The following is a 19,909-nucleotide window of genomic DNA, read 5'->3' on the forward strand; positions in this document are numbered from 1 at the left end:
GCTTCACACAACATACGGAGGGCACTCAGAATGACTACGGAAACACAACGAAGAATCCGCGCAGGCATCGTCGGTTACGGCAACCTTGGCCGCAGTGTTGAAAAACTTGTTCGGCAACAGCCCGATATGGAATTGGTCGGCATTTTCTCCCGCCGCGATTCCCTCGAAACCGAAACACCAGTCTTCCCAGTAGCCCATGCACCCGAATACTCTGACCAGATTGACGTTTTGTTCTTGTGCCTAGGTTCCGCAACCGATATCCCGGAGCAGGCCCCTGGATTTGCAGAGAACTTCACCACAGTTGACACCTATGACAACCACGCGTTGATCCCTCAACATCGCAAAGCGATGGATGAAGCCGCTAAGAAGGGCGGCACCGTCGCGTTGATTAGCACAGGCTGGGATCCTGGTATGTTCTCCCTTAACCGCACTATGGGCGAGGCTTTCTTCCCGCACGCCCAGCAGAACAGCTTCTGGGGCACTGGCTTATCTCAGGGGCATTCGGATGCGGTGCGCCGCATCCCCGGCGTCAAGTTCGGGGTCCAATACACCGTTCCGGCGGAGGATGCGATCGAAGCCGCCCGCGAAGGCAAAGGTGCCGACATCAGCAAGTTCGATGCGCACCAACGCCGTTGCTTCATCGTCGCCGATGAAGCGGACCACGAACGTATCCGCGAGACTATCGTGACCATGCCAGATTACTTCGAGCCGTACCAGACCGAAGTAACTTTCATCTCCGAAGAAGAGTTCAAGCGCGATCACCAGGGCATGCCGCACGGCGGCCGTGTGATCACGACGGGCGACCTCGCTGGTAGCCGCGCCGGCATCGAATACTCCTTGGATCTTGAAGCGAACCCGGATTTCACGGCCGCAGTTCAGGTTGCCTACGGGCGTGCCGCTGCGCGCCTTGCCGCCGAAGGCCGTACCGGCGCAGTCACGGTTCTTGAGGTTCCTCCGTACCTCATCTCGCCAACGCCGTTGGACGAGCTGGTCAAGCGAGACATTTAATGCCGCATCAACACCACGACGCCGGTGCCGACGTCACCACACCCGAGTCTCTCAATCGAGTTGCTCGGTCGCTTCCGGTGTGGGAGCCAAAGCGTCACGGAAGCGGATACGTTGAGCTGACCCACCCGGACGGTGCCCGCGTTCGCATCACAGCGGACGCGGTCATCGGCCGGAAACCGGGGGAGTTCGCTGAAAAAGAGGGCCTCGTTGGAATACCGGTTCAGGACCCGCACCGGAGCGTATCCCGTGTCCACGCGCATCTCTGGGTGCGCCCTGACGCGCCTCTGTCTGTGAGCGACGCCAACTCCGGAAACGGGACCCGGCTCCAACGCGGTGAACACTACATATCCGTAGCCGACGAGCCTGAACCTCTTGAAGATGGCGACATCATCTGGTTAGGTGACGTTGGATTGCGCACCGCAATTCAACGCTGACCCCGGTGTGGGGTGACCAGAAACGGTGTAGATATGGATCAGTACGGCTACGGCCTCGGTACGGAACACTTCACTGCGATTCACGGTGATGAGCCACCCCACGACATAGGTTCGTCACCCCGCTATCTGCAAAACGCACTCGCCGCATGGCGTACGAATCCGTCCCCTCAGAACTGGATGGGTTTGCTTTCGGAGTTTTACGGGGCCTACGTTGCCGTGCCTGTCAACAGCCAGGGACAGCTGGTGATGTACATCCACGAAGGCCAACTCGCGATCCCCGCCCACACCCGCCGTGAAGCCGTCTATGAATGGTGCGCGGCGCTCGGGATCCAAGAACGCCCGCAGATACGCATGATGCTGGGCGATGACCTCGTGAGCGTCATCGCCTCGATACGCCCTTATCACTGCATCATGCTCGATCCGCAAGAAGCCGCGGTTGCTATCTATGCTGTCGACGAATATGTGGCCGGCTACTCGCGCTTCGGCAATCTAAAAGCCGCGCTACGCACTAACGACGTACAACGCGGCTTCGTTGACCGCATCGTCCATGAGCTCATGCGGCCTGGAGCACACATCGTGTACATGATGAGTCCTGGCTCGAACCAGCAGCACTATCCGCAACTGGTCAACAGGCCAACAGACGGCGCCGTGGCCTGTCCGCTGTTCACATCGGCCCTTGAAGTTTTCCGCTTCCAACCCCAGGCTGGGGCCGGCCAAACAAGCGTTGAATGGTTCCGCCGCTACCTGCCGGCAAACGTGCCCATCTGTATCGACTTGGCCGCTGAAGGGCATGTCGTTGAGATCAGCCCCCAGCAATTGTCCGACGCGGGTTTCTGGATGTGAAGCAATCATCACCCCCGTGGTCAAAACTGCCCCTCAGCATGCGATAAGGTTGTGACAGTTGTTAACACGAGTGAAGGAGTGGTCATGACTCAGGGTCAATCAGATGGCCGCGAATCTGGCGTGGAGCCATCCACGCAGACAACCTCCGTCGCGCTACCGCCAGTCAGCGACGAGGTTATCGCCAAGTACCGTTTGTCTGAGGACGAACGCCGCGCTGTATCGGCTCTTCCGCAGGATTCCGCGCTTCTGCTCTCTAACGAGGGCGAGGTTCGTGGTGCACGCTTCCTGCTGGATCAGGACGTAACTACGGTGGGCCGTCGCCCAGATTCAGATATCTTCCTCGATGACGTCACCGTGTCCCGCAAGCATGCTGAGTTCCGCCGTGAAGGCCGCGCCTTCCGCGTCGTCGACTCCTCGAGCCTCAACGGAACCTATGTCAACGGTGACCGCGTTGACGACGTCGAACTCCGTACCGGTAGCGAAGTGCGCATCGGTAAATACGTCCTGAAGTTCTACCAGCCTCTTCCTGAGCAGTGACTCGACGTAGAAACCTTGATGTAGTTCTGGGCCGAAGCTCCGCAGCCGCTGCTGCACCAGCTTCCGGCCCTCAACGTGAGCCTGCGCTCGCCCCGCGCAGTGGCGTCAAGAACATCGGCGACGTGTTGTCGATCCTGCAGGAAGATTTCCCTGCGGTGACCGCCTCGAAGATCCGTTTCCTCGAGGAGAAGGGCCTCATCACTCCGGCCCGAACCGCTGCCGGATACCGCAAATACACGGCCTCCGATGTTGAGCGTCTGCGTTTCATTCTCGCGTTGCAGCGGGACCAGTACCTTCCGTTGAAGGTCATCAAAGAGCATCTCGACGCGGTCGACGCGGGGGAGAACCCGCAAGCCCTGCCGGGTGGCACGACGATCGCGCCACGCGTTCTCGACGAGGTTGAGGCTGAGCAGATTGCGGGCCACGTCCGGCCGCTCACGCGCGCTGAACTCGCTGGCCGTGCTGGTGCATCGGTAGCTTTCGTTGACGAGCTGACTGAACTTGGCATGGTTACTGCCGATGAAGACGAACTCTTCGATTCACGTGCTTTGCAGGCAGTGGTCGCTGCGTTGCGGTTGGCTGAATACGGGGTTCAGCCGCGTCACTTGCGTCTGGTTCGTACCGCCGCGGAACGTGAGTCTGCGCTGATCGAGTCAGTCGTGACGTCCTCGCATCCGCGCCGTGATTCGACCTCGTCCGCTCGTGCCGCAGACCAAGCCGAGACCATGGCTGAGGCTTTATCTGCTTTGCACCGCTCGATGCTCTACAGCCGCATCGACCACTTTGACCGCTAAACCGGGGTGTTTTTGTGACATTGGACGGTTATCAGGCCGTTGAGGTTGAGAATGCCTTGATCGAGTTGCCATCGCAACAACCAGTTGTTGTGATGCATGAAGTCGGTGGGGATCGCGTGTTCCCGCTGTGGATCGGTTCGCATGAATTCGCGGTGCTTTCGATGTTGCTTGAAGGCAGTCGCGCGATGCGCCCGCTGACTCACGAACTCTTGCTCAGCATGGTTGATGCGCTCGATGCCGAGATTGTGCGTGTGCGCTTGGTGGATGTGGAGGACATGATCTTTCACGCCCGGATTGACTTGAATAATGGTCGTGAAGTTGATGCAAGGGCATCCGACGCGGTGATTTTGGCCACCCACGCTGATGTGCCGATCCTGATGTCGCGAGAACTTCTAGACCACGTGGGGTTTGTGCGGCCTGTCGAGGAAGATCCGGAGGCGACCGACATGCAGGTTGAAGAGTTCAAAGAGTTCTTGGAGGACCTTGACCCGTCCGATTTTGAATAATTAGGGCGACACGCCTTCAAGTTAAACCTGAAGGTCTTTGACGCGAGGCCTGATTCAGCCTACTTTCTTAACTAGAAGAGTCTCCTCTTTTCAACCTTGTTGTCTCACATCACTCGCATCCGAGAACTGCAAGGTTTATAACCGACCCAGTTCTCAAAGACTTGAACGCAAGGAGATCGCACGTGAGTCACGATGTAGATCAGCCGGATATGGTCCCTGTGACGCCCGGAAACCAGGGAATGCTGTTCGATGACGACCTCCCTGTTCTCGACGAAGCCGCCGGCTACCGCGGCCCAACCGCATGCAAGGCCGCTGGCATCACGTACCGCCAGCTGGATTACTGGGCGCGCACTGGGCTCGTTGAACCAACCATTCAGACTGCTACCGGCTCCGGCTCGCAGCGCCTCTACAGCTTCCGCGATGTCCTCGTTTTGAAGGTAGTCAAGCGCTTGCTTGACACGGGTGTGTCTCTCCAGCAGATCCGCACCGCAGTCGCAACCCTGCGTGAACGCGGCGTGGATGACCTTGCGCAGATCACCTTGATGTCCGATGGCGCCTCAGTTTATGAATGCACGTCGGCCGATGAGGTCATCGACTTGGTACAGGGCGGCCAGGGTGTGTTCGGTATCGCCGTCGGCCGCGTTTGGCGTGAAGTCGAATCTTCAATTTCTGAGTTGCCAGTCGACTACGCACGCAACGACGAGGACGCAGAGCCAGAAGTTGCGCATCCAGAAGACGAGCTTGCGCGCCACCGCGCACGCAAGTCCGCTTCCTAACCGAGCGACCCAAGCGAAGAAACGCCTGGACAAAACTTAAACGACTGAGGGCCACGACGAACTGATTCGTCGTGGCCCTCAAACGATTAAGTCAGTGAATCAGCTTAGGGCTGTCGATACACCGTTTCGCTTTTAGCGCCGGCTACGGCGACGCCCCGCGCGACGCGAACTGCTTGCAGGCTTGTTCTTGAGCTGCGGCAGTTCGGGTGCGATCGTGCGCAAAGCATCCTCGAAAGCCTCCGCGGCTTCCTTCGCGGCGCTACCGGGCCAGTGGTGCACAGCATAAGCTGCACCCTGGATCTGCTGCCAGTTAGGCGTCTCCGGGATCGGAGGTTGAATCAGCCCGTCACCGAACATCACCGCGAGCTCGTTGAGACGGAAAGCGTGCTCGGAGGAGTCGCGGCGGTAACGGTTCGCTACCACGCCATATGTCTCAATCGTGGTGTTGAACTCCTGGCGGAAGAGCCTCAGCGCACGCAGAGCGCGCTCCGTGCCCGCCACAGAGAATAGTGCCGGCTCCGCAACCAAAACCACGCCATCGGAGGTGTACCACGCCATCCGGGTCAAACCTGACAGCGACGGCGGGCAGTCGATCAAAACGAGGTCATAGCGGCGCTCTGCCCCTTCAAGAACGCGCTTGAGGCGCTTGAGATCCCGGGTACGGATATCAGGGCGATCAAAATAGCCAGTCAACGCGGAACCGGGCAGAACATCCAAGACCGCATCCGCATCGCCATCGGCTTTTGCTCGGTCAGTCCATGCCGAAGGCGTTGGATCGGTATCAATCGACGCCTTCCGAGGCGACTTCAAGAGAGTGCCGATGGGTGTGGTCGCGTTCGGGGAAACGCCCAGTCCCGTCGATGCGTCCGCATGGGGGTCAAGATCAACCACCAGGGTGCGCACTCCAGCGGCGAGCGCGGCAGAAGCCAAACCCAAGGTGACGGAGGTCTTACCGACGCCTCCCTTCAGCGAAGAAACGCTGATGATCTGCACAAGCAAACACATCCTTGACGAGGTAGCAACAGTTTGGTTCTCATCATATCTAAAAGGAAGCGTTATTCCGTGTTGATTCCGCTGTGTTCTCGTCGACGGGGCCTCATGCGAGTGGCTTGTGCAACATCTCGCGCCTATGTGAATCCGAGGCCGTAATTTATTCACGAATCTATATAGGATGTTGCCACCGGGCAATATGTCCACGAGGGCTCTAAGTCCACGGAAGAGGGCGGCCATAACGATGTGGCCCCGTTTTTGAGGAGGCTTATCTGTGAAGCAGAAAAGCAAAGTGTTGGTCGCTAACCGTGGCGAAATCGCGATTCGCGCGTTTCGCGCCGCCGTTGAACTGGGGATGGACACGGTAGCTGTCTACCCGTGGGAAGACCGGAAGTCGATCCACCGTCAGAAAGCTGACGAAGCCTACCGCATCGGCGAAGAAGGCCGCCCGCTGCGCGCCTATCTCGATGTTGAAGAGATCATCCGTGTAGCGAAGTCCTCGGGGGCGGACTTCATTTACCCGGGCTACGGGTTCCTTTCTGAGAATCCAGACCTCGCGCGCCGCGCTGCCGAAGAAGGGCTCACGTTCGTTGGCCCACCTGCTGAGGTTCTGGAGCTTGCGGGCAACAAGGTCGCCGCGATCAACGCGGCGAAGAGCGCCGGCATCCCGACGCTCGCCTCAACAGATCCGTCTGAGGACCTTGATCACCTTTTGAGCCAAGCCGACACGATCGGCTTCCCTCTCTTCGTGAAAGCCGTTGCCGGCGGTGGCGGTCGCGGCATGCGCAGGGTCGAAAAGCTCGAAGACCTTCGTGATGCGCTCGAAGCCGCATCCAACGAAGCCTCGACGGCCTTCGGTGACGGGAACGTGTACCTCGAACAGGCTGTGCTCAAGCCACGCCACATCGAGGTTCAGATCCTCGCAGACGGCGAAGGCAACACGATCCACCTGTACGAGCGGGACTGTTCGGTTCAGCGCCGCCACCAGAAGGTCGTCGAGGTCGCGCCGGCACGTGACCTTGACCCGCAGGTGCGCGAATCGATCCTCAACGACGCTGTGAAGTTCGCGAAGGCCGTGGGCTACCGCAACGCTGGCACCGTCGAATTCCTGCTCGACACCGAAGGTGAACGCGCCAACGAATACGTGTTCATTGAAATGAACCCGCGTATCCAGGTTGAGCACACCATCACCGAAGAAATCACCGACGTCGACCTCGTCGCCGCTCAGCTGCGCATCGCGATGGGTCAGACACTCGCCGACCTCGGCCTGAGCCAGGATGCCATCAAGCCTCGCGGCGCCGCTGTTCAGTGCCGCATCACCACCGAAGACCCAGCCCAGGGCTTCCGTCCAGACGTCGGAACCATCGCGGCATACCGCTCCGCAGGCGGAACCGGCGTGCGCCTCGACGGCGGAACCATTTACGCGGGCGCGGAAATCTCTCCGCATTTCGACTCACTGCTCGTTAAGCTGTCAACCCGCGGCGCGACCTACGACATCGCGATCCGCCGCGCACTGCGCGCCCTCGACGAGTTCCGCATCCGCGGCGTGGCAACCAACATCCCGTTCATCAAGAACGTCTTGAGCCACCCAGAGTTCCAGGCAGGGCCTGTCGCGACTGACTTCCTCGACAGTCATCCAGACCTGACCGACATCCAGCCAAGCCGCGACCGCGGAACCAAGGCACTGGCCTACCTCGCGGACGTGACTGTCAACCAGCCGCACGGTCCACGGCCCGACATTATCAACCCGGCGCTCAAGTTGCCCGCCTACCCGGGCAACACGCTGGACAACCCGGAAGCATCGCCGTTCGACACGGTCAGTGGGCCGGCGCCAGCCGATGGCTGGAAACAAGTGCTCGATGCGGAAGGTCCGGAAGGGTTCGCGCGTGCACTTCGCGCTCACAAGGGCCTCGGGGTGACTGACACGACGTTCCGCGACGCTCACCAGTCGTTGCTCGCGACCCGCGTACGTACCCGCGACCTGCTCGCGGCCGCACCAGCCGTAGCGCACACGCTCCCGCAGCTGCTTTCGATCGAAGCGTGGGGCGGAGCCACGTACGACGTCGCGCTACGTTTCCTCGGTGAAGACCCATGGAAGCGACTCGAGCTTCTGCGCGCCGCAGTGCCGAACATCCCAATCCAGATGTTGTTGCGCGGCCGCAACACGGTCGGCTACACGCCGTACCCGCAAGAAGTCACCGAAGCGTTCGTCGACCAAGCCGCGAAAGCCGGCGTCGACATCTTCCGCATCTTCGATGCCCTCAACGACATCGAACAGATCGCTCCGGCGATCACTGCTGTACGCAAGACCGGAACCGCTGTTGCGGAAGCCGCCCTGTGCTACACCGGCAACCTACTCGATCCGAATGAGAAGCTCTACACCCTCGACTACTACCTCGAGCTGGCTCAGAAGATGGTCGACGCGGGCGCCCACGTGCTCGCAATCAAGGACATGGCGGGCCTGCTGCGACCAGCCGCGGCAACAAAGCTCGTAACCGCATTGCGGGAACGCTTCGACCTGCCAGTCCATCTCCACACCCACGACACCGCAGGCGGGCAGCTCGCGACCCTGCTGGCCGCAGCCGAAGCCGGCATCGATGTGGTGGACGTTGCCGCCGCATCGATGGCAGGAACCACCTCCCAGCCGTCGATGTCCGCGCTCATCGCCGCAACCGACAACACGGAGCACGAAACCGGGCTCTCGATGCAGGCTGCATCCGACCTCGAACCATACTGGGAAGCGCTCCGGCAGGTCTATGCACCATTCGAATCCGGGCTCAGCTCGCCAACCGGTCGCGTCTACCGCCACGAAATCCCTGGCGGCCAGCTGTCCAACCTGCGTCAGCAAGCGATCTCGCTCGGGCTCGCCGACCGCTTCGAAAAAATCGAAGAAGCCTACGCGGCAGTCGATAAGATCCTCGGCCACCTCATCAAGGTCACACCATCCTCCAAGGTTGTGGGCGACCTCGCGCTCGCCCTCGTCGGGGCGAACGTCGACCCAGCCGACTTCGAGCAAGACCCGACGCTGATCGACCTGCCGGCATCCGTCGTCGGATTCCTCTCCGGCGAACTCGGCACCCCAGCCGGCGGATGGCCAGAACCATTCCGCAGCAAGGCGCTCGCCGCCGGCGCGAAGGATATTTCCGTGGTGCCGCTCGATGCGGAAGACGTCGAAGCTCTCAAGGGCGAGGACGAGACCGTACGCGAAACGCTGAACCGCTTGCTGTTCCCAGCGCCAACCAAGGAATTCAAGCAGAAGCAGGACGAATACGGCGACCTCTCCGTGCTGGAAACTCGCGACTGGCTCTATGGGCCACAGCGTGGCGAAGAGTCACTCATCCCGCTTGAAGAAGGCGTGCGGCTGCTCGCGAGCATCGAAGCGATCTCGCCGGTCGACGAACACGGTATGCGGACTGTGCACTGCCGGCTCAACGGTCAGTCACGCAACATCCAAGTCCGTGACCGATCGGTTGAAGTACGCGCTGCGCAAGCGGAAAAGGCTGACCCAGACAACCCGGCGCACGTCGCCGCACCTTTCGCGGGTGCCGTGACCGTCCGCGTCAAGCCAGGGGAGACTGTGGACCGCGGTGGCCGCGTCGCGACCATCGAAGCCATGAAGATGGAAGCCGCGATCACCACACCAACCGGTGGCGTAGTGCGCCGCGTCCTGATCGACGGAACCGGGCAGGTCAACGGCGGCGACCTCATCGTCGAATTCGAGCGCGACTAAACGCTAAGTGTTCGAGGGCGCCGCGTTCCTGACAACGCGGCGCCCTCGTTAACAGTGGGGCCTCGCCAACAAGAACACACCCGCGTGGGAAGATGAAAGCATGACTCATTACGACTTGGTGATCGTCGGTTCCGGATCAGGCAACTCACTCGTGACCCCGTTTTGGGACAACAAAAAGGTTGCCATCATCGACGGCGGGGTATTCGGCGGAACCTGCCTCAACAAAGGTTGCATCCCGACAAAAATGTTTGTTGTGCCAGCCACGCTGGCATCCGAAACCGAACACCTGCGCAAGCTCGGCGTTGACATGCACGTCGACGCGGTGCACTGGGCCAAGATCCGAGACCGCATCTTCGGGCGCATCGACCCGATCTCAGAAGCCGGCCGGAAGTACCGTGCGGAAGAGCTCGATAACGTTGACCTCTACGAGGAAAATGCGTGCCTCGTGGGTCCGCGCGAACTCGTGACCGACTCCGGGAAGAAAATCACCGCGGACCAGGTTGTGCTCGCGAACGGCTCACGGCCGTGGCTTCCGCCAGTGCGGGGGATGGACCTTCCAGGCGTTCACACCTCCGAGACGATCATGCGCATCGAACGGCTTCCACGCACGATGGTTGTGGTCGGCGGCGGTGTGATCGCCGCCGAGTTTGCCGCGATCTTCCACGGACTCGGCGTTGAAGTGACGCAGGTAGTGCGCGGTGAGCAGCTCCTCAAGACCCTCGACGACGAAATTGCGGACGCGTTCACACAGGCCGCACTACGGCGTTGGGACATCCACCGAGGATGGGACATCAAACGCATCGGCGTGGGCGGAGACGCAGAACTTGCCGCAGAGTTCACGCGCGGGGACGAGAAACTGACACTCAACGCCGATGTTGTGCTCATGGCGACGGGCCGTGTACCGAACTCGGACACGATCGACGCACAAGCAGCGGGGTTTGATGTCGACTCCGCAGGGTTCGTTGAAACCGACGAATACCTGCGGGTGCTCTCCGACGGTAAGCCCGTTGAGGGTGTGTGGGCACTTGGCGACATTACCAACCCTGCGATGCTCAAGCACGTCGCGAACCGCGAAGCGCGCGTCGTCTCCCACAACATGGAGAATCCAGGGCAGCTGCGCGCAGTTGACCACAGCGTCATCGCATCCGCAGTGTTCTCGAATCCGCAGGTAGCATCTGCCGGGTTGACGGAAGCGCAAGCGATCCGAGCAGCAGAGGACGAAGGCCGCGACGCGAACGACGTCATCGCCTACACACAACGCTATGCGGACGTTGCCTACGGTTGGGCGCTCGAAGACGACGAGGGCCTGGTGAAGCTGGTAGCCGAAAAGTCCACCGGCAAGATCCTCGGCGCCTTCATCATGGGCGAGCAGGCTCCAACACTGATCCAACCGCTCATCCAAGCCATGACGCTCGGGACGGATGCGTACACGATGGCTCGCGCGCCGTACTGGATCCACCCGGCACTCACCGAGGTCGTAGAGAACGCGCTACTCGGGCTCGGTACGCAGCCGCCTGAGAACCCAGCGCTTTAGCTTTAAACGCGTTGTGGCTCCCCTACACAAGTAAGGGGAGCCACAACGCGTTAATGATGAGGGATCAGGCCTCGTAGAGCTTCTCTACCTCGTCCTGGAAGTCCTTCAGCACAATCTGGCGGCGGATCTTCAAGCTCGGAGTCAAGTGACCCGTCTCCTCGGTCAGATCCGTGGTCAAGACCCTGAACTTACGGATCGACTCAGCGCGCGAGACCGTGTCGTTCGCCGCATCGACACCCTCCTGGATGTCAGCGAGCAAATCCTTGTTCTCGACTAGATCCTCAACCTTCGTGCCAGCCGGAAGGTTGTGACGTTCGAGCCAGCCAGGAAGCGCTTCTTCGTCGATCGTCACGAGTGCGCCCACATAAGGGCGGCCCTCACCGACCACAACACACTGCGAAACGATCGGGACACTACGAACGCGGTCCTCCATGATGCCCGGAGCCACGTTCTTACCCGAAGCCGTCACCAGGATCTCCTTCTTGCGGCCCGTGATCGTGAGGAATCCGTCCTCATCGATAGTGCCCAAGTCGCCCGTGGCATACCAGCCGTCAACGAACGCGTCATTCGTGAGATCCTCACGGTTGTAGTAGCCCTCGAAAACACAGACACCCTTGGCGAGGATCTCACCGTCTTCTCCGAGCTTGATCTCGTTACCCGGCAATGGGCGTCCAACAGTGCCGATCTTGATCTTCTCTGGAGTGTTCACAGTCACCGGCGCGGTCGTCTCCGTAGCGCCATAGCCCTCCAGAACCGTCAGGCCGATACCGTTGAAGAAATGCCCCAGACGCTCACCCAGCGCACTACCGCCCGACACTGCGTGAGTCACCTTGCCGCCCATAGCGGCGCGCAACTTCTTGTACACCAGCACATCGAAAAGCTTGTGCTTGACGCGAGTGACGAGCGAAACCTTGCCCTCAAGTGACTGCCGCGAATATTCCTCGGCAACCTTGGCTGCACTCGCGAAAATCTTGCCCTTGCCGCCATCCTCAGCCTTCTGCTGTGCGCCGTTGAAAACCTTCTCAAACACGCGCGGAACAACAAGCAAGAACGTTGGTTTGAACGAATCCAGCGCCGGCAACAGGTTCTTCAGATCGGACGTGTGACCGCTGCGAGCGCCGCCACCGACCGCCATCAACGCAATGAAGCGGGCGAAAACGTGTGCCAAAGGTAGGAACAGGATCGTCGAAGCATTCTTAGTGATGACACCCGGAACAGCTTTTGCGGCGTTATCCGAAAGATCAACGAAGTTCGCGTGAGTGAGCTCGCAGCCCTTTGGCTTGCCCGTCGTGCCGGACGTGTAAATGATGGTCGCGATATCCGACTTAGAACGCGTAGCCTCCTGCGCCGCGCGATCCTCCTCCGAGACCTTCTCGCCATCAGCACGTAACTGATCCAGCCCATCGCCATCAATCACGAGGGTCTCAGAAACGTTAGGCAACGACTCCGAATCCTTAGCCCGCTTGACACCCTGCGCATGACGATCGTTCTCTACGATCACAATGTTCGAGCCCGAATCCTTCAGAATCCAAGCGATCTGGCTAGGGGAGGACGTCTCATAGACCGGCACCGAAACGCCACCGGCATAAGCAACCGCGAAATCGATGAGGCTCCACTCATAACGAGTAGCCGACATCAACGCAACGCGATCGCCCGGCTTCACGCCACGATGCATCAAGCCGCGCGCGATAAGTTTCGCATCTGCGGCGAAATCACGAGCGGAGACGTCGATCCAACCGTTGTTGCCGTCCGGTTTAGAGAACAAAGGAATATCGGAATCGTTCACTAGATGACGTTCGACCAGATCAACCAACGTGGCGCTATCTGGGTTCACGACCACAGCCGGAACAGAAACGGTCTCCACGGGCAAACTCCTGACTTCTAATGTTGGCGGTGGACTACACAAACACTGAATGTGATGCGTGTCACCATATGTTTATCAACACTTTATGTCATTGCACGTACAGATGCGTAACCGCGCGCCGTCAGACTCTAGCGGCATCAGACTCTGGCGCCGTCATCCCAAGGGTCACGCCGATGCCGAGGCAGAGTCCAGCCCAAATACAGCAAGGCACCCAACTCAGCCGCGATGAACACCCACCAAGCGAACGACGGCAGGGCCACCTTGAAGATCACGCAGACAAGCATCAATAGCGGCAAACACGCCACGACAATCCAGGCCAGGACCCGGTCTGGACGACCCGAGAAAACCGATGGGGGCTCCTCGGGAACATAGTCGGTGTCCTCATCTTCGACTTCCTCACCCGGAGACCAGTCTCGTGGACCAGAACTTTCAAGACCAGACGGCTCGTCCATTGCCGTGGGGAAAAACGGCTGTGACGCAAAGAAATCCTCAAGGTCAGCGGCTTTGTTCTGAGCCCTCTGTTCCGCTGAAGGCTCGTGCGGCGGCTTATGCGAACCCGAACGCTGCCCGGCGACAGTCTCCTTAGCGCCAGATTCCTCAGTTTCCGGGCCGTCAGTCCCTGACTCCTGAGGTCCCGGGTCCATCTGTTCAAGGCGAGCTACAAGGTCAGCCCACGCCGCATCATCATCACGACGATCCTTCACGACACCTCACACACCCTTCGCTACATCGCGTGCAATCCCATCAACCACATCGCGCGACTCAGAGAAAATCAACGGAGCGTCCTCATCCAACGTTGCAACGTGAAAACTGTTCGGGAGATCAATATGCCGCAACTGACCCCGAACGCTAGGCCGCAAACCACGCTGCAAATGCGCCACCGTCGAATCCGGAACCACATGGTCAACAGCCGAACGGAACAACGTGATTGGAGCCTCAACCCCCGGAAGCATGCGGCGAGTACGCGCAACCAAACGTGTCATCTGATGTACTGCCGCAACCGGAACACGATCATACGCACCCTCAGTGACACAAGGCTTGCGGATGTCGTCACCGATCGCAGGAACTGTAGCCACAAACCGCTTCACAATCCCAGCGAACGACGCCTGCAGAGGATACGAAAACGCGGGATTCACCAAAAACACATGGGCCGGGCGGCGCACCGCACCCAGATAAGCAGTCAACGTGCCACCCATCGAGAGCCCACCCACCGCAACGGCATCACACTCAGCCGCCAGCGCATCGTACGCATTCTCCACATGCTCACACCACTGATCTGCAGAAGCTGCCTGCAGATCCTGCCACCGCGTTCCATGGCCAGGTAACAGGGGCATCGACACCGCATGCCCTGCATCCTGCAACGTGCGGCCCCAGTCGCCCAACGAAGCCGGGCGAGACGTGAACCCATGAATCAGCAGAACCCCAACACCCGAAGTTCCCGGAACGAAAGAACCCGGCTGCGGGACAAACGCTTCATCAACCACGATTGGCACCCTTCTCTACGCCCTGCGCCACAATAAACATTCCGTGCACAACAAACCGCACCTGCGCCACAACAAACAACGTTATGTTGTGAACTCAAGGTTACGTTCAAAAGCCTAGATTACGCTGAAAATCTCAACCTTTATGTCCCGCGCCGCTGGGCTCCGTAGACTGGAGTAATGCTGAACAACGCCGTATTCTCCGATGCTGGATCACAGACAGGCCCTGCCACCGACCCGGCCTTGGACCGGTGGCGTTCACTACCGATCAAGCAACAGCCAGACTGGGCAGGAACCGAAAACCACGACCGCGCCGTCTCGGAGCTCGGAACCAAACCGCCGCTCGTATTCGCCGGTGAAGTAGACGCCCTACGTGAACAACTAGCCCGCGCAACCCGAGGCGAAATGTTCGTGTTGCAAGGTGGGGACTGCGCCGAAACATTCGCCGGCGCAACCGCTGACAAGATCCAGGCGCGCGTCAAGACCATCCTGCAGATGGCCGTCGTGCTCACATACGGCGCACAGATGCCCGTGCTGAAGATGGGGCGCATGGCCGGCCAGTTCGCCAAGCCGCGGTCCTCGGCCACCGAAACCCGCGACGGCGTAACCTTGCCGACCTTCCGCGGAGAGATCGTCAACGGCTTCGAATTCACAGAAGAAGCGCGCAAGCCAGACCCGATGCGCATGGTCCAGGCCTACGACACCGCAGCCGCAACGCTGAACCTGATCCGCGCGTTCACCCAAGGTGGCTTCGCGGACTTGCGTTCCGTTCACTCCTGGAACCGCGGCTTCATGACCAACCCTGCGTACCAGGAATACGAAGAGCTCGCCGCCGAAATTGACCGTGCCGTGCGTTTCATGGACGCATGCGGTGCCGACTTCGAAGCGCTACGCCGAACCGACTTCTACGCAGCGCACGAAGCGCTACTGCTTGACTACGAACGCGCACTGACCCGCACCGATTCCCGCACCGGTAACCCCTACGCAACCAGCGCGCACTTCTTGTGGATCGGAGAACGCACACGCGATATCGACGGCGCGCACGTCGACTTCCTTTCGCACGTCGAAAACCCTCTCGGGGTCAAGCTCGGGCCAACCTCGACCGGCGAGGACGCGCTGCGGCTCATCGAGAAACTCAACCCGAACCGCATCCCCGGCCGGCTGACCTTCATCACCCGCATGGGGGCGTCCAACATCCGCGAAAAGCTGCCGCCCATTGTCGAAGCGGTCAAGAACGCAGGTGAAGACGTCCTATGGATCACCGATCCCATGCACGGCAACACCGTCACCAGCTCAAACGGCTACAAGACCCGGCGTGTAGAAGACGTTATGGATGAAGTTAAAGGCTTCTTCGAGGTGCACCAATCCCTCGGAACAGTCCCGGGTGGCCTGCACATCGAAATGACCGGCGACGATGTCGCCGAATGCCTCGGCGGCGCAGACCCGATCCGCGAAGACCAATTCGATGACCTCTACGAGACCGTATGCGACCCGCGGCTGAACCACTCACAATCGCTAGAGCTCGCGTTCCAGGTAGCCAACGGGCTTGCACACCACTGAACGGAACTAGCAGGATCGAAACACGAAACGGGAAGAAACCAAGGAACCACCATGAGCGAGAAGAACGCTACGAGCAACCTCAACGTCGGCCCATACGCCCTGTTTGACCGCGACGAGGATCCTAACGACCTCATCAGTGGCTTCTGGCGGGCAGACTATGCGCCGAACACGCTGCCAGAGCGGCTCGTCATGGCTTTCCTCGGCCCTACCGTAGACGAATTCGCTCACGAACGCGGCTGGGAATGCCGCGTTGAGCTCGACTCGATCACGCGCGACTACCCGTACTGGGTAACCGAACACAATGGGGTTGAAGTTGCCGTTGTGCTGGCTCCGCTCGGTGCATCCGCCGCAACGCAGAACCTTGAGTTCGGCATGGCGCTGGGCGTCAACAAGGTCTTCGCCGTAGGTAGTTGCGGTGCCCTGGACACTCAAGAAGAGAACGTGTTCTTCATTCCTGAGCGAGCACTGCGTGATGAAGGCACGAGCTTCAAGTACCTGCCGGCCGAGGACTGGATCGACCTTGACCCCGCCGGAATCGAAGCTGCGGAAGCCGCACTTTCCGCCCAGGGGCGTGCGGGGGAGCGAGTCACCGTATGGACGACCGACGGCTTCCTGCGCGAAACCCCAGCGATCATCGAACGCCGCCGTGCGGCAGGATGCGACGTCGTGGACATGGAATGCTCTGCGCTCGCCGCTGTATCGCGTTTCCGCGGCGCAACCTACGGGCAGTTGCTCTACACCGCTGACTCTCTTGCTGACCTGGACAAGCACGACCCGCGCGGATGGGGTAAAGCCTCGCGCGGCATCGCGCTCGACCTCGCGATCGAGGCCGCGAGCCGGCTCTAGTCTTCGGCGTCGGTTGGCGTCGGGGACGCGCGCCAGGCCGGCTCTAAACCACGCCGGCTCTAGACAACACCGATCGTGATGGTTGAGCCACGCTTGGCCATCTGACCTGCACCTGGGTCCTGCTTCACTACGCTGTCGATAACCGTGCCGAAGCTGCCCTCGTCAACAGCGACCTTGAAGCCGGCTTCCTCGAGGATCCGCGTCGCTTCGTCGCGGCTCTTGAACTTCACGTTCGGAACCTCAACAACATCGGGTCCTTTAGAGACGATGATTTCGATCTCGCTGCCGCGCTTGACCTCCTCGCCGCCTTCCGGCGCGCTACGGATCACGTTGCCTTCGCGGTATGTGTCAGAGAACTCTGGCTCGCCCTCAACCACGGTGAAGCCAGCGGCTTTGAGCAAGTCTTTCGCGTCGCTCACGCTACGTCCGCGGACCTGCGGCACCTCGACCGGGGCAGGACCGGAAGACAACACGACATCGACGGCTGAACCTTCAGCGATCTGAGCCCCGATCTGCTCGGATTGCTCAATCACGAGTCCAGCTTTCGCCTCGTCGTGTCGTTCGCTCACATCGCCGAGCTTGAGCTTCGCTTTCTTGAGCTGAGCTTCGGCGGCATCACGGTCTAGACCGTTGAGGTTAGGCACGCTGATCATCCGAGGCCCGCGCGAAATCACCAAGTTCACACCTTGGTATCGGCGGACCGTGTCACCGGCTTTTGGGTCGCTGGATATGACCTTCCCTTTCTCGACGGTCGCCGAGTAGTCCTCGCTCGTGTTGGCATGCGTTCCAGCATCTTCGAGTTGTGAAATCGCGCTCGACTCGCTCTGGTTCTTGAGTTCCGGGACCACGATCTCGGCGCCTGGCCCGGCGCCGAACCACCACGCGCCGGTGCCGCCTAGCAGCGTCACGATGAACACGATGAGAGCGATGAACCAGGCCTTGCGTTTGGTTCCGGGCTTGGAGACGGATTCCGAAGGCTTGCGCGCCGCGCGCCCAGTGCGGGGGCCCGCTGGAGCGTCTGATGCGGGAGCTGCTCCGCCTGAATGCTGGCTTGGAGAGGCAGCGTAGCCGGCATCGTGCGCTGGGCCTGAGTCCGCTGGCGGTTCGATATCTTGTGATTGCGTATCGGCAGGCAGGCGCAGCTCGTGCTGTGGGATGCCGCCTTCGGGCACAAGGCTCGTGTCTGAGTCCGGTGGTGGTGGGGAGAAAACGGATGTGCCGTCGTCTCGGGCCATCGGTACGAACGTGGTGGCCGCATCGTTATCGATGTCACCGCTTGCGGCTTCTGAATCAGGCTCTACGTCCTGGGCGCCGGCGCTCGCGGCGGCAGCGTCTTCTGCGGCGGAAGGCTCGTCGTCAGCGGGTTGGGTGCGTGCCAGGAGGTTCTGCGTCGCGACGACCAGTTCGTGGAGTGCGACCGGTTCGTCGCCGAGATCGAGTTCGTCCTCGGAGAGGTGATCTTCGATGCGGCGGAGCTCGCGGAGGAAATCTCCGGCGTGTGCGGGGCGGTCGTCTGGCTGGTGTTCGGTGGCCCACGCGACAAGGTGGTCGAAATCTTCGCTCAGCTCAGGTACCGCATCGGAAGGGGCGGGCACGGTTTCGTTGACGTGGCGCATCGCCACATCCCATGTTGTTTCACCCGTGTACGGTTGACGGCCGGTCAGCAGTTCGTACAGCAGGATTCCGCACGCGTAGATGTCGGTGCGTTCGTCCGCGCCGCGGCCTGTGACGAGTTCGGGGGAGACATAGGCGACGGTGCCGACGAGGCCGCCGGTTGCGGTGTGTTCGCTCGCTGCGCGTGAGAGGCCGAAGTCTGCGAGTTTGATACGCCCGTCAGCTGAGATGAGGACGTTTTCGGGTTTGATGTCGCGGTGGACCATGTGTGCCGCGTGCGCGGCAGTGAGGCCTGCGAGGACTGCATCCATGACTTCGAGCGCAGCGCGTGGGGTCATCGCGCCTTGGGTCTTGATGACGTCGCGCAGCGTGACACCCGGGACGTATTCCATGACGAGGTAGGCCTCGGAGCCGTCGACGCCTTGGTCGTAGACGTTGACGACGTTCGGGTCGGTGAGCCGGGCTGCGGCGATCGCTTCGGCTTCGAACCGTTCAACGGCTTGCGCGGAGTCTGCGAGGTGGGGGTGCAGAACCTTGAGTGCTACCTGACGGCGGAGTTTGAGGTCAGTGCCGAGGTAGACGGTGGACATGCCTCCGCGCGCGACTCGACGCTCGATGCGGTATCGATCATCGAGTACTTCGCCAACTAGGGCGTCGCGGCGTCCTGGCATAGTCACACACTAGATCTTAGGTGAAAGTGGGGCTGAATCCTTTGAAGCGCATCGTAGATGTGCGGCATTGTGAGGTTTAAATGTCCTGAGGTTTAAACAATGTGGGCGTCCGGGGAGCCCGGACGCCCACATATGTGGTGTGCGCTTAGGATGCGCGGCGTGCGCGTGCGGCGCGGCGCTTCATTGCGCGGCGCTCGTCTTCGCTGAGACCGCCCCATACGCCGGCGTCTTGGCCGGTTTCCATGGCCCACGAGAGGCACTGTTCGATGACGGGGCAGGTACGGCACACATTCTTTGCTTCTTCGATCTGCAGGAGTGCAGGACCTGTGTTGCCGACTGGGAAAAAGAGGTCAGGGTCTTTTTCCAGGCAAGCGGCTTTATCGCGCCAACTCATGCGGTGAATGCTCCTTGGTTGATGTGGCGGGGTGGTCCACGTTTGCTGGGTTCCCGCCGTGTTGTTACGTGGGTGCCGTAACGGTTTTGTGGCGCCTGCAACCGGTGAACTTTTGGAAGGTGGTGCAGGCGTTTGCTTACGAGGACGTTGGGAAACAAGACGGCCCACGCATCGTGGGCCGGTGTATCTCCAACATCAGGTACTGGGTTCAATTTTCCCACGGGGCGGAGAGCTAAACAAGGGTGTTCGCTACTTGAAAGTCACTAAACGGTATGGCGTTGATCACCGTTTGTGCACCTGGATCTGAATTTCTGTTGGTTTTCGTTC

The 19,909-nt window shown here is 60.4% G+C and carries 17 protein-coding genes; 11 read left to right on the top strand and 6 right to left on the bottom strand.

Features of this window, described 5'->3' with window-relative positions:
• The first annotated feature begins 30 nt into the window (after positions 1–30).
• The 7 genes from JOD50_RS07690 (at position 31) to JOD50_RS07720 (ending at position 4,898) form a co-directional block, all read left to right on the top strand.
• Positions 31–1,008 carry a diaminopimelate dehydrogenase gene (locus JOD50_RS07690; RefSeq protein ID WP_204881052.1) on the top strand — a complete coding sequence of 326 codons (978 nt, stop codon included), beginning with the start codon at positions 31–33 and terminating at the stop codon, positions 1,006–1,008.
• A complete protein-coding gene (locus JOD50_RS07695; RefSeq protein ID WP_204881053.1) occupies positions 1,008–1,442 on the top strand; it encodes an FHA domain-containing protein in 435 nt (144 codons plus the stop codon). Before JOD50_RS07690 ends, JOD50_RS07695 begins: the two co-directional genes overlap by 1 nt.
• A 33-nt stretch (positions 1,443–1,475) precedes the next feature.
• On the top strand, positions 1,476–2,285 hold the full coding sequence (locus JOD50_RS07700; RefSeq protein WP_204881054.1) for an SseB family protein: 810 nt from the start codon (positions 1,476–1,478) through the stop codon (positions 2,283–2,285).
• An 84-nt stretch (positions 2,286–2,369) separates the two neighbouring features.
• The gene (locus JOD50_RS07705; RefSeq protein WP_204881055.1) at positions 2,370–2,822 is read left to right on the top strand and encodes an FHA domain-containing protein; all 453 of its coding nucleotides are present in this window, start codon (positions 2,370–2,372) and stop codon (positions 2,820–2,822) included.
• Positions 2,819–3,616 carry a transcriptional regulator FtsR gene (gene ftsR, locus JOD50_RS07710; protein ID WP_338052069.1) on the top strand — a complete coding sequence of 266 codons (798 nt, stop codon included), beginning with the start codon at positions 2,819–2,821 and terminating at the stop codon, positions 3,614–3,616. The genes JOD50_RS07705 and ftsR overlap by 4 nt, the downstream gene beginning before the upstream one ends.
• A 14-nt stretch (positions 3,617–3,630) precedes the next feature.
• The gene (locus tag JOD50_RS07715) at positions 3,631–4,122 is read left to right on the top strand and encodes a bifunctional nuclease domain-containing protein (RefSeq protein ID WP_204881056.1); all 492 of its coding nucleotides are present in this window, start codon (positions 3,631–3,633) and stop codon (positions 4,120–4,122) included.
• A gap of 209 nt (positions 4,123–4,331) precedes the next feature.
• Positions 4,332–4,898: a MerR family transcriptional regulator gene (locus JOD50_RS07720; RefSeq protein ID WP_204881606.1), complete on the top strand. Its 567-nt coding sequence runs from the start codon at positions 4,332–4,334 to the stop codon at positions 4,896–4,898.
• A 132-nt stretch (positions 4,899–5,030) separates the two neighbouring features.
• Here JOD50_RS07720 and JOD50_RS07725 read toward each other — a convergent pair whose 3' ends face one another.
• Positions 5,031–5,891 (bottom strand): AAA family ATPase, encoded by an 861-nt coding sequence (locus JOD50_RS07725; RefSeq protein ID WP_204881057.1) that lies wholly within the window; start codon positions 5,889–5,891, stop codon positions 5,031–5,033.
• Between the two features lie 271 nt (positions 5,892–6,162).
• Between JOD50_RS07725 and JOD50_RS07730 the strand changes: the two genes are divergently transcribed.
• Both JOD50_RS07730 and JOD50_RS07735 read left to right on the top strand, forming a co-directional pair.
• A complete protein-coding gene (locus JOD50_RS07730; RefSeq protein WP_204881058.1) occupies positions 6,163–9,618 on the top strand; it encodes a pyruvate carboxylase in 3,456 nt (1,151 codons plus the stop codon).
• A gap of 100 nt (positions 9,619–9,718) precedes the next feature.
• Positions 9,719–11,152, top strand: a complete 1,434-nt coding sequence (locus JOD50_RS07735) for a mycothione reductase (protein WP_204881059.1) — start codon at positions 9,719–9,721, stop codon at positions 11,150–11,152.
• A 64-nt stretch (positions 11,153–11,216) separates the two neighbouring features.
• Here JOD50_RS07735 and JOD50_RS07740 read toward each other — a convergent pair whose 3' ends face one another.
• The 3 genes from JOD50_RS07740 to JOD50_RS07750 form a co-directional block, all read right to left on the bottom strand.
• Complete coding sequence (locus tag JOD50_RS07740) at positions 11,217–13,016, bottom strand: AMP-binding protein (RefSeq protein WP_204881060.1); 1,800 nt, start codon at positions 13,014–13,016, stop codon at positions 11,217–11,219.
• A 137-nt stretch (positions 13,017–13,153) separates the two neighbouring features.
• Positions 13,154–13,720 (bottom strand): hypothetical protein, encoded by a 567-nt coding sequence (locus JOD50_RS07745; RefSeq protein ID WP_204881061.1) that lies wholly within the window; start codon positions 13,718–13,720, stop codon positions 13,154–13,156.
• A 6-nt stretch (positions 13,721–13,726) separates the two neighbouring features.
• Positions 13,727–14,500, bottom strand: coding sequence for an alpha/beta fold hydrolase (locus tag JOD50_RS07750; RefSeq protein ID WP_204881062.1), 774 nt, complete (start codon positions 14,498–14,500; stop codon positions 13,727–13,729).
• Positions 14,501–14,677: 177 nt separating this feature from the next.
• On the opposite strand from JOD50_RS07750, the gene JOD50_RS07755 reads away from it, so the two are divergent.
• Positions 14,678–16,057 carry a class II 3-deoxy-7-phosphoheptulonate synthase gene (locus JOD50_RS07755; protein ID WP_204881063.1) on the top strand — a complete coding sequence of 460 codons (1,380 nt, stop codon included), beginning with the start codon at positions 14,678–14,680 and terminating at the stop codon, positions 16,055–16,057.
• A 51-nt stretch (positions 16,058–16,108) separates the two neighbouring features.
• On the top strand, positions 16,109–16,903 hold the full coding sequence (locus tag JOD50_RS07760) for a nucleoside phosphorylase (RefSeq protein WP_204881064.1): 795 nt from the start codon (positions 16,109–16,111) through the stop codon (positions 16,901–16,903).
• Between the two features lie 59 nt (positions 16,904–16,962).
• Here the strand turns inward: JOD50_RS07760 and JOD50_RS07765 are convergent, their stop codons facing one another.
• Complete coding sequence (locus tag JOD50_RS07765; protein WP_239541811.1) at positions 16,963–19,188, bottom strand: Stk1 family PASTA domain-containing Ser/Thr kinase; 2,226 nt, start codon at positions 19,186–19,188, stop codon at positions 16,963–16,965.
• A 145-nt stretch (positions 19,189–19,333) separates the two neighbouring features.
• Positions 19,334–19,582, bottom strand: coding sequence for a WhiB family transcriptional regulator (locus JOD50_RS07770; protein ID WP_101630012.1), 249 nt, complete (start codon positions 19,580–19,582; stop codon positions 19,334–19,336).
• Between the last annotated feature and the right edge of the window lie 327 nt (positions 19,583–19,909).

This window comes from Pseudoglutamicibacter cumminsii, assembly GCF_016907775.1.
Lineage (GTDB): Bacteria > Actinomycetota > Actinomycetes > Actinomycetales > Micrococcaceae > Pseudoglutamicibacter > Pseudoglutamicibacter cumminsii.

Excerpts from the sequence above, each read along its gene's own strand:
- JOD50_RS07735 (WP_204881059.1), top strand. The coding sequence starts at position 9,719 with ATGACTCATTACGACTTGGTGATCGTCGGTTCCGGATCAGGCAACTCA.
- JOD50_RS07755 (WP_204881063.1), top strand. The coding sequence starts at position 14,678 with ATGCTGAACAACGCCGTATTCTCCGATGCTGGATCACAGACAGGCCCT.
- JOD50_RS07700 (WP_204881054.1), top strand. The coding sequence starts at position 1,476 with ATGGATCAGTACGGCTACGGCCTCGGTACGGAACACTTCACTGCGATT.
- JOD50_RS07690 (WP_204881052.1), top strand. The coding sequence starts at position 31 with ATGACTACGGAAACACAACGAAGAATCCGCGCAGGCATCGTCGGTTAC.
- JOD50_RS07765 (WP_239541811.1), bottom strand. The coding sequence starts at position 19,188 with ATGCCAGGACGCCGCGACGCCCTAGTTGGCGAAGTACTCGATGATCGA.
- JOD50_RS07705 (WP_204881055.1), top strand. The coding sequence starts at position 2,370 with ATGACTCAGGGTCAATCAGATGGCCGCGAATCTGGCGTGGAGCCATCC.
- JOD50_RS07770 (WP_101630012.1), bottom strand. The coding sequence starts at position 19,582 with ATGAGTTGGCGCGATAAAGCCGCTTGCCTGGAAAAAGACCCTGACCTC.
- JOD50_RS07760 (WP_204881064.1), top strand. The coding sequence starts at position 16,109 with ATGAGCGAGAAGAACGCTACGAGCAACCTCAACGTCGGCCCATACGCC.
- JOD50_RS07695 (WP_204881053.1), top strand. The coding sequence starts at position 1,008 with ATGCCGCATCAACACCACGACGCCGGTGCCGACGTCACCACACCCGAG.
- JOD50_RS07720 (WP_204881606.1), top strand. The coding sequence starts at position 4,332 with ATGGTCCCTGTGACGCCCGGAAACCAGGGAATGCTGTTCGATGACGAC.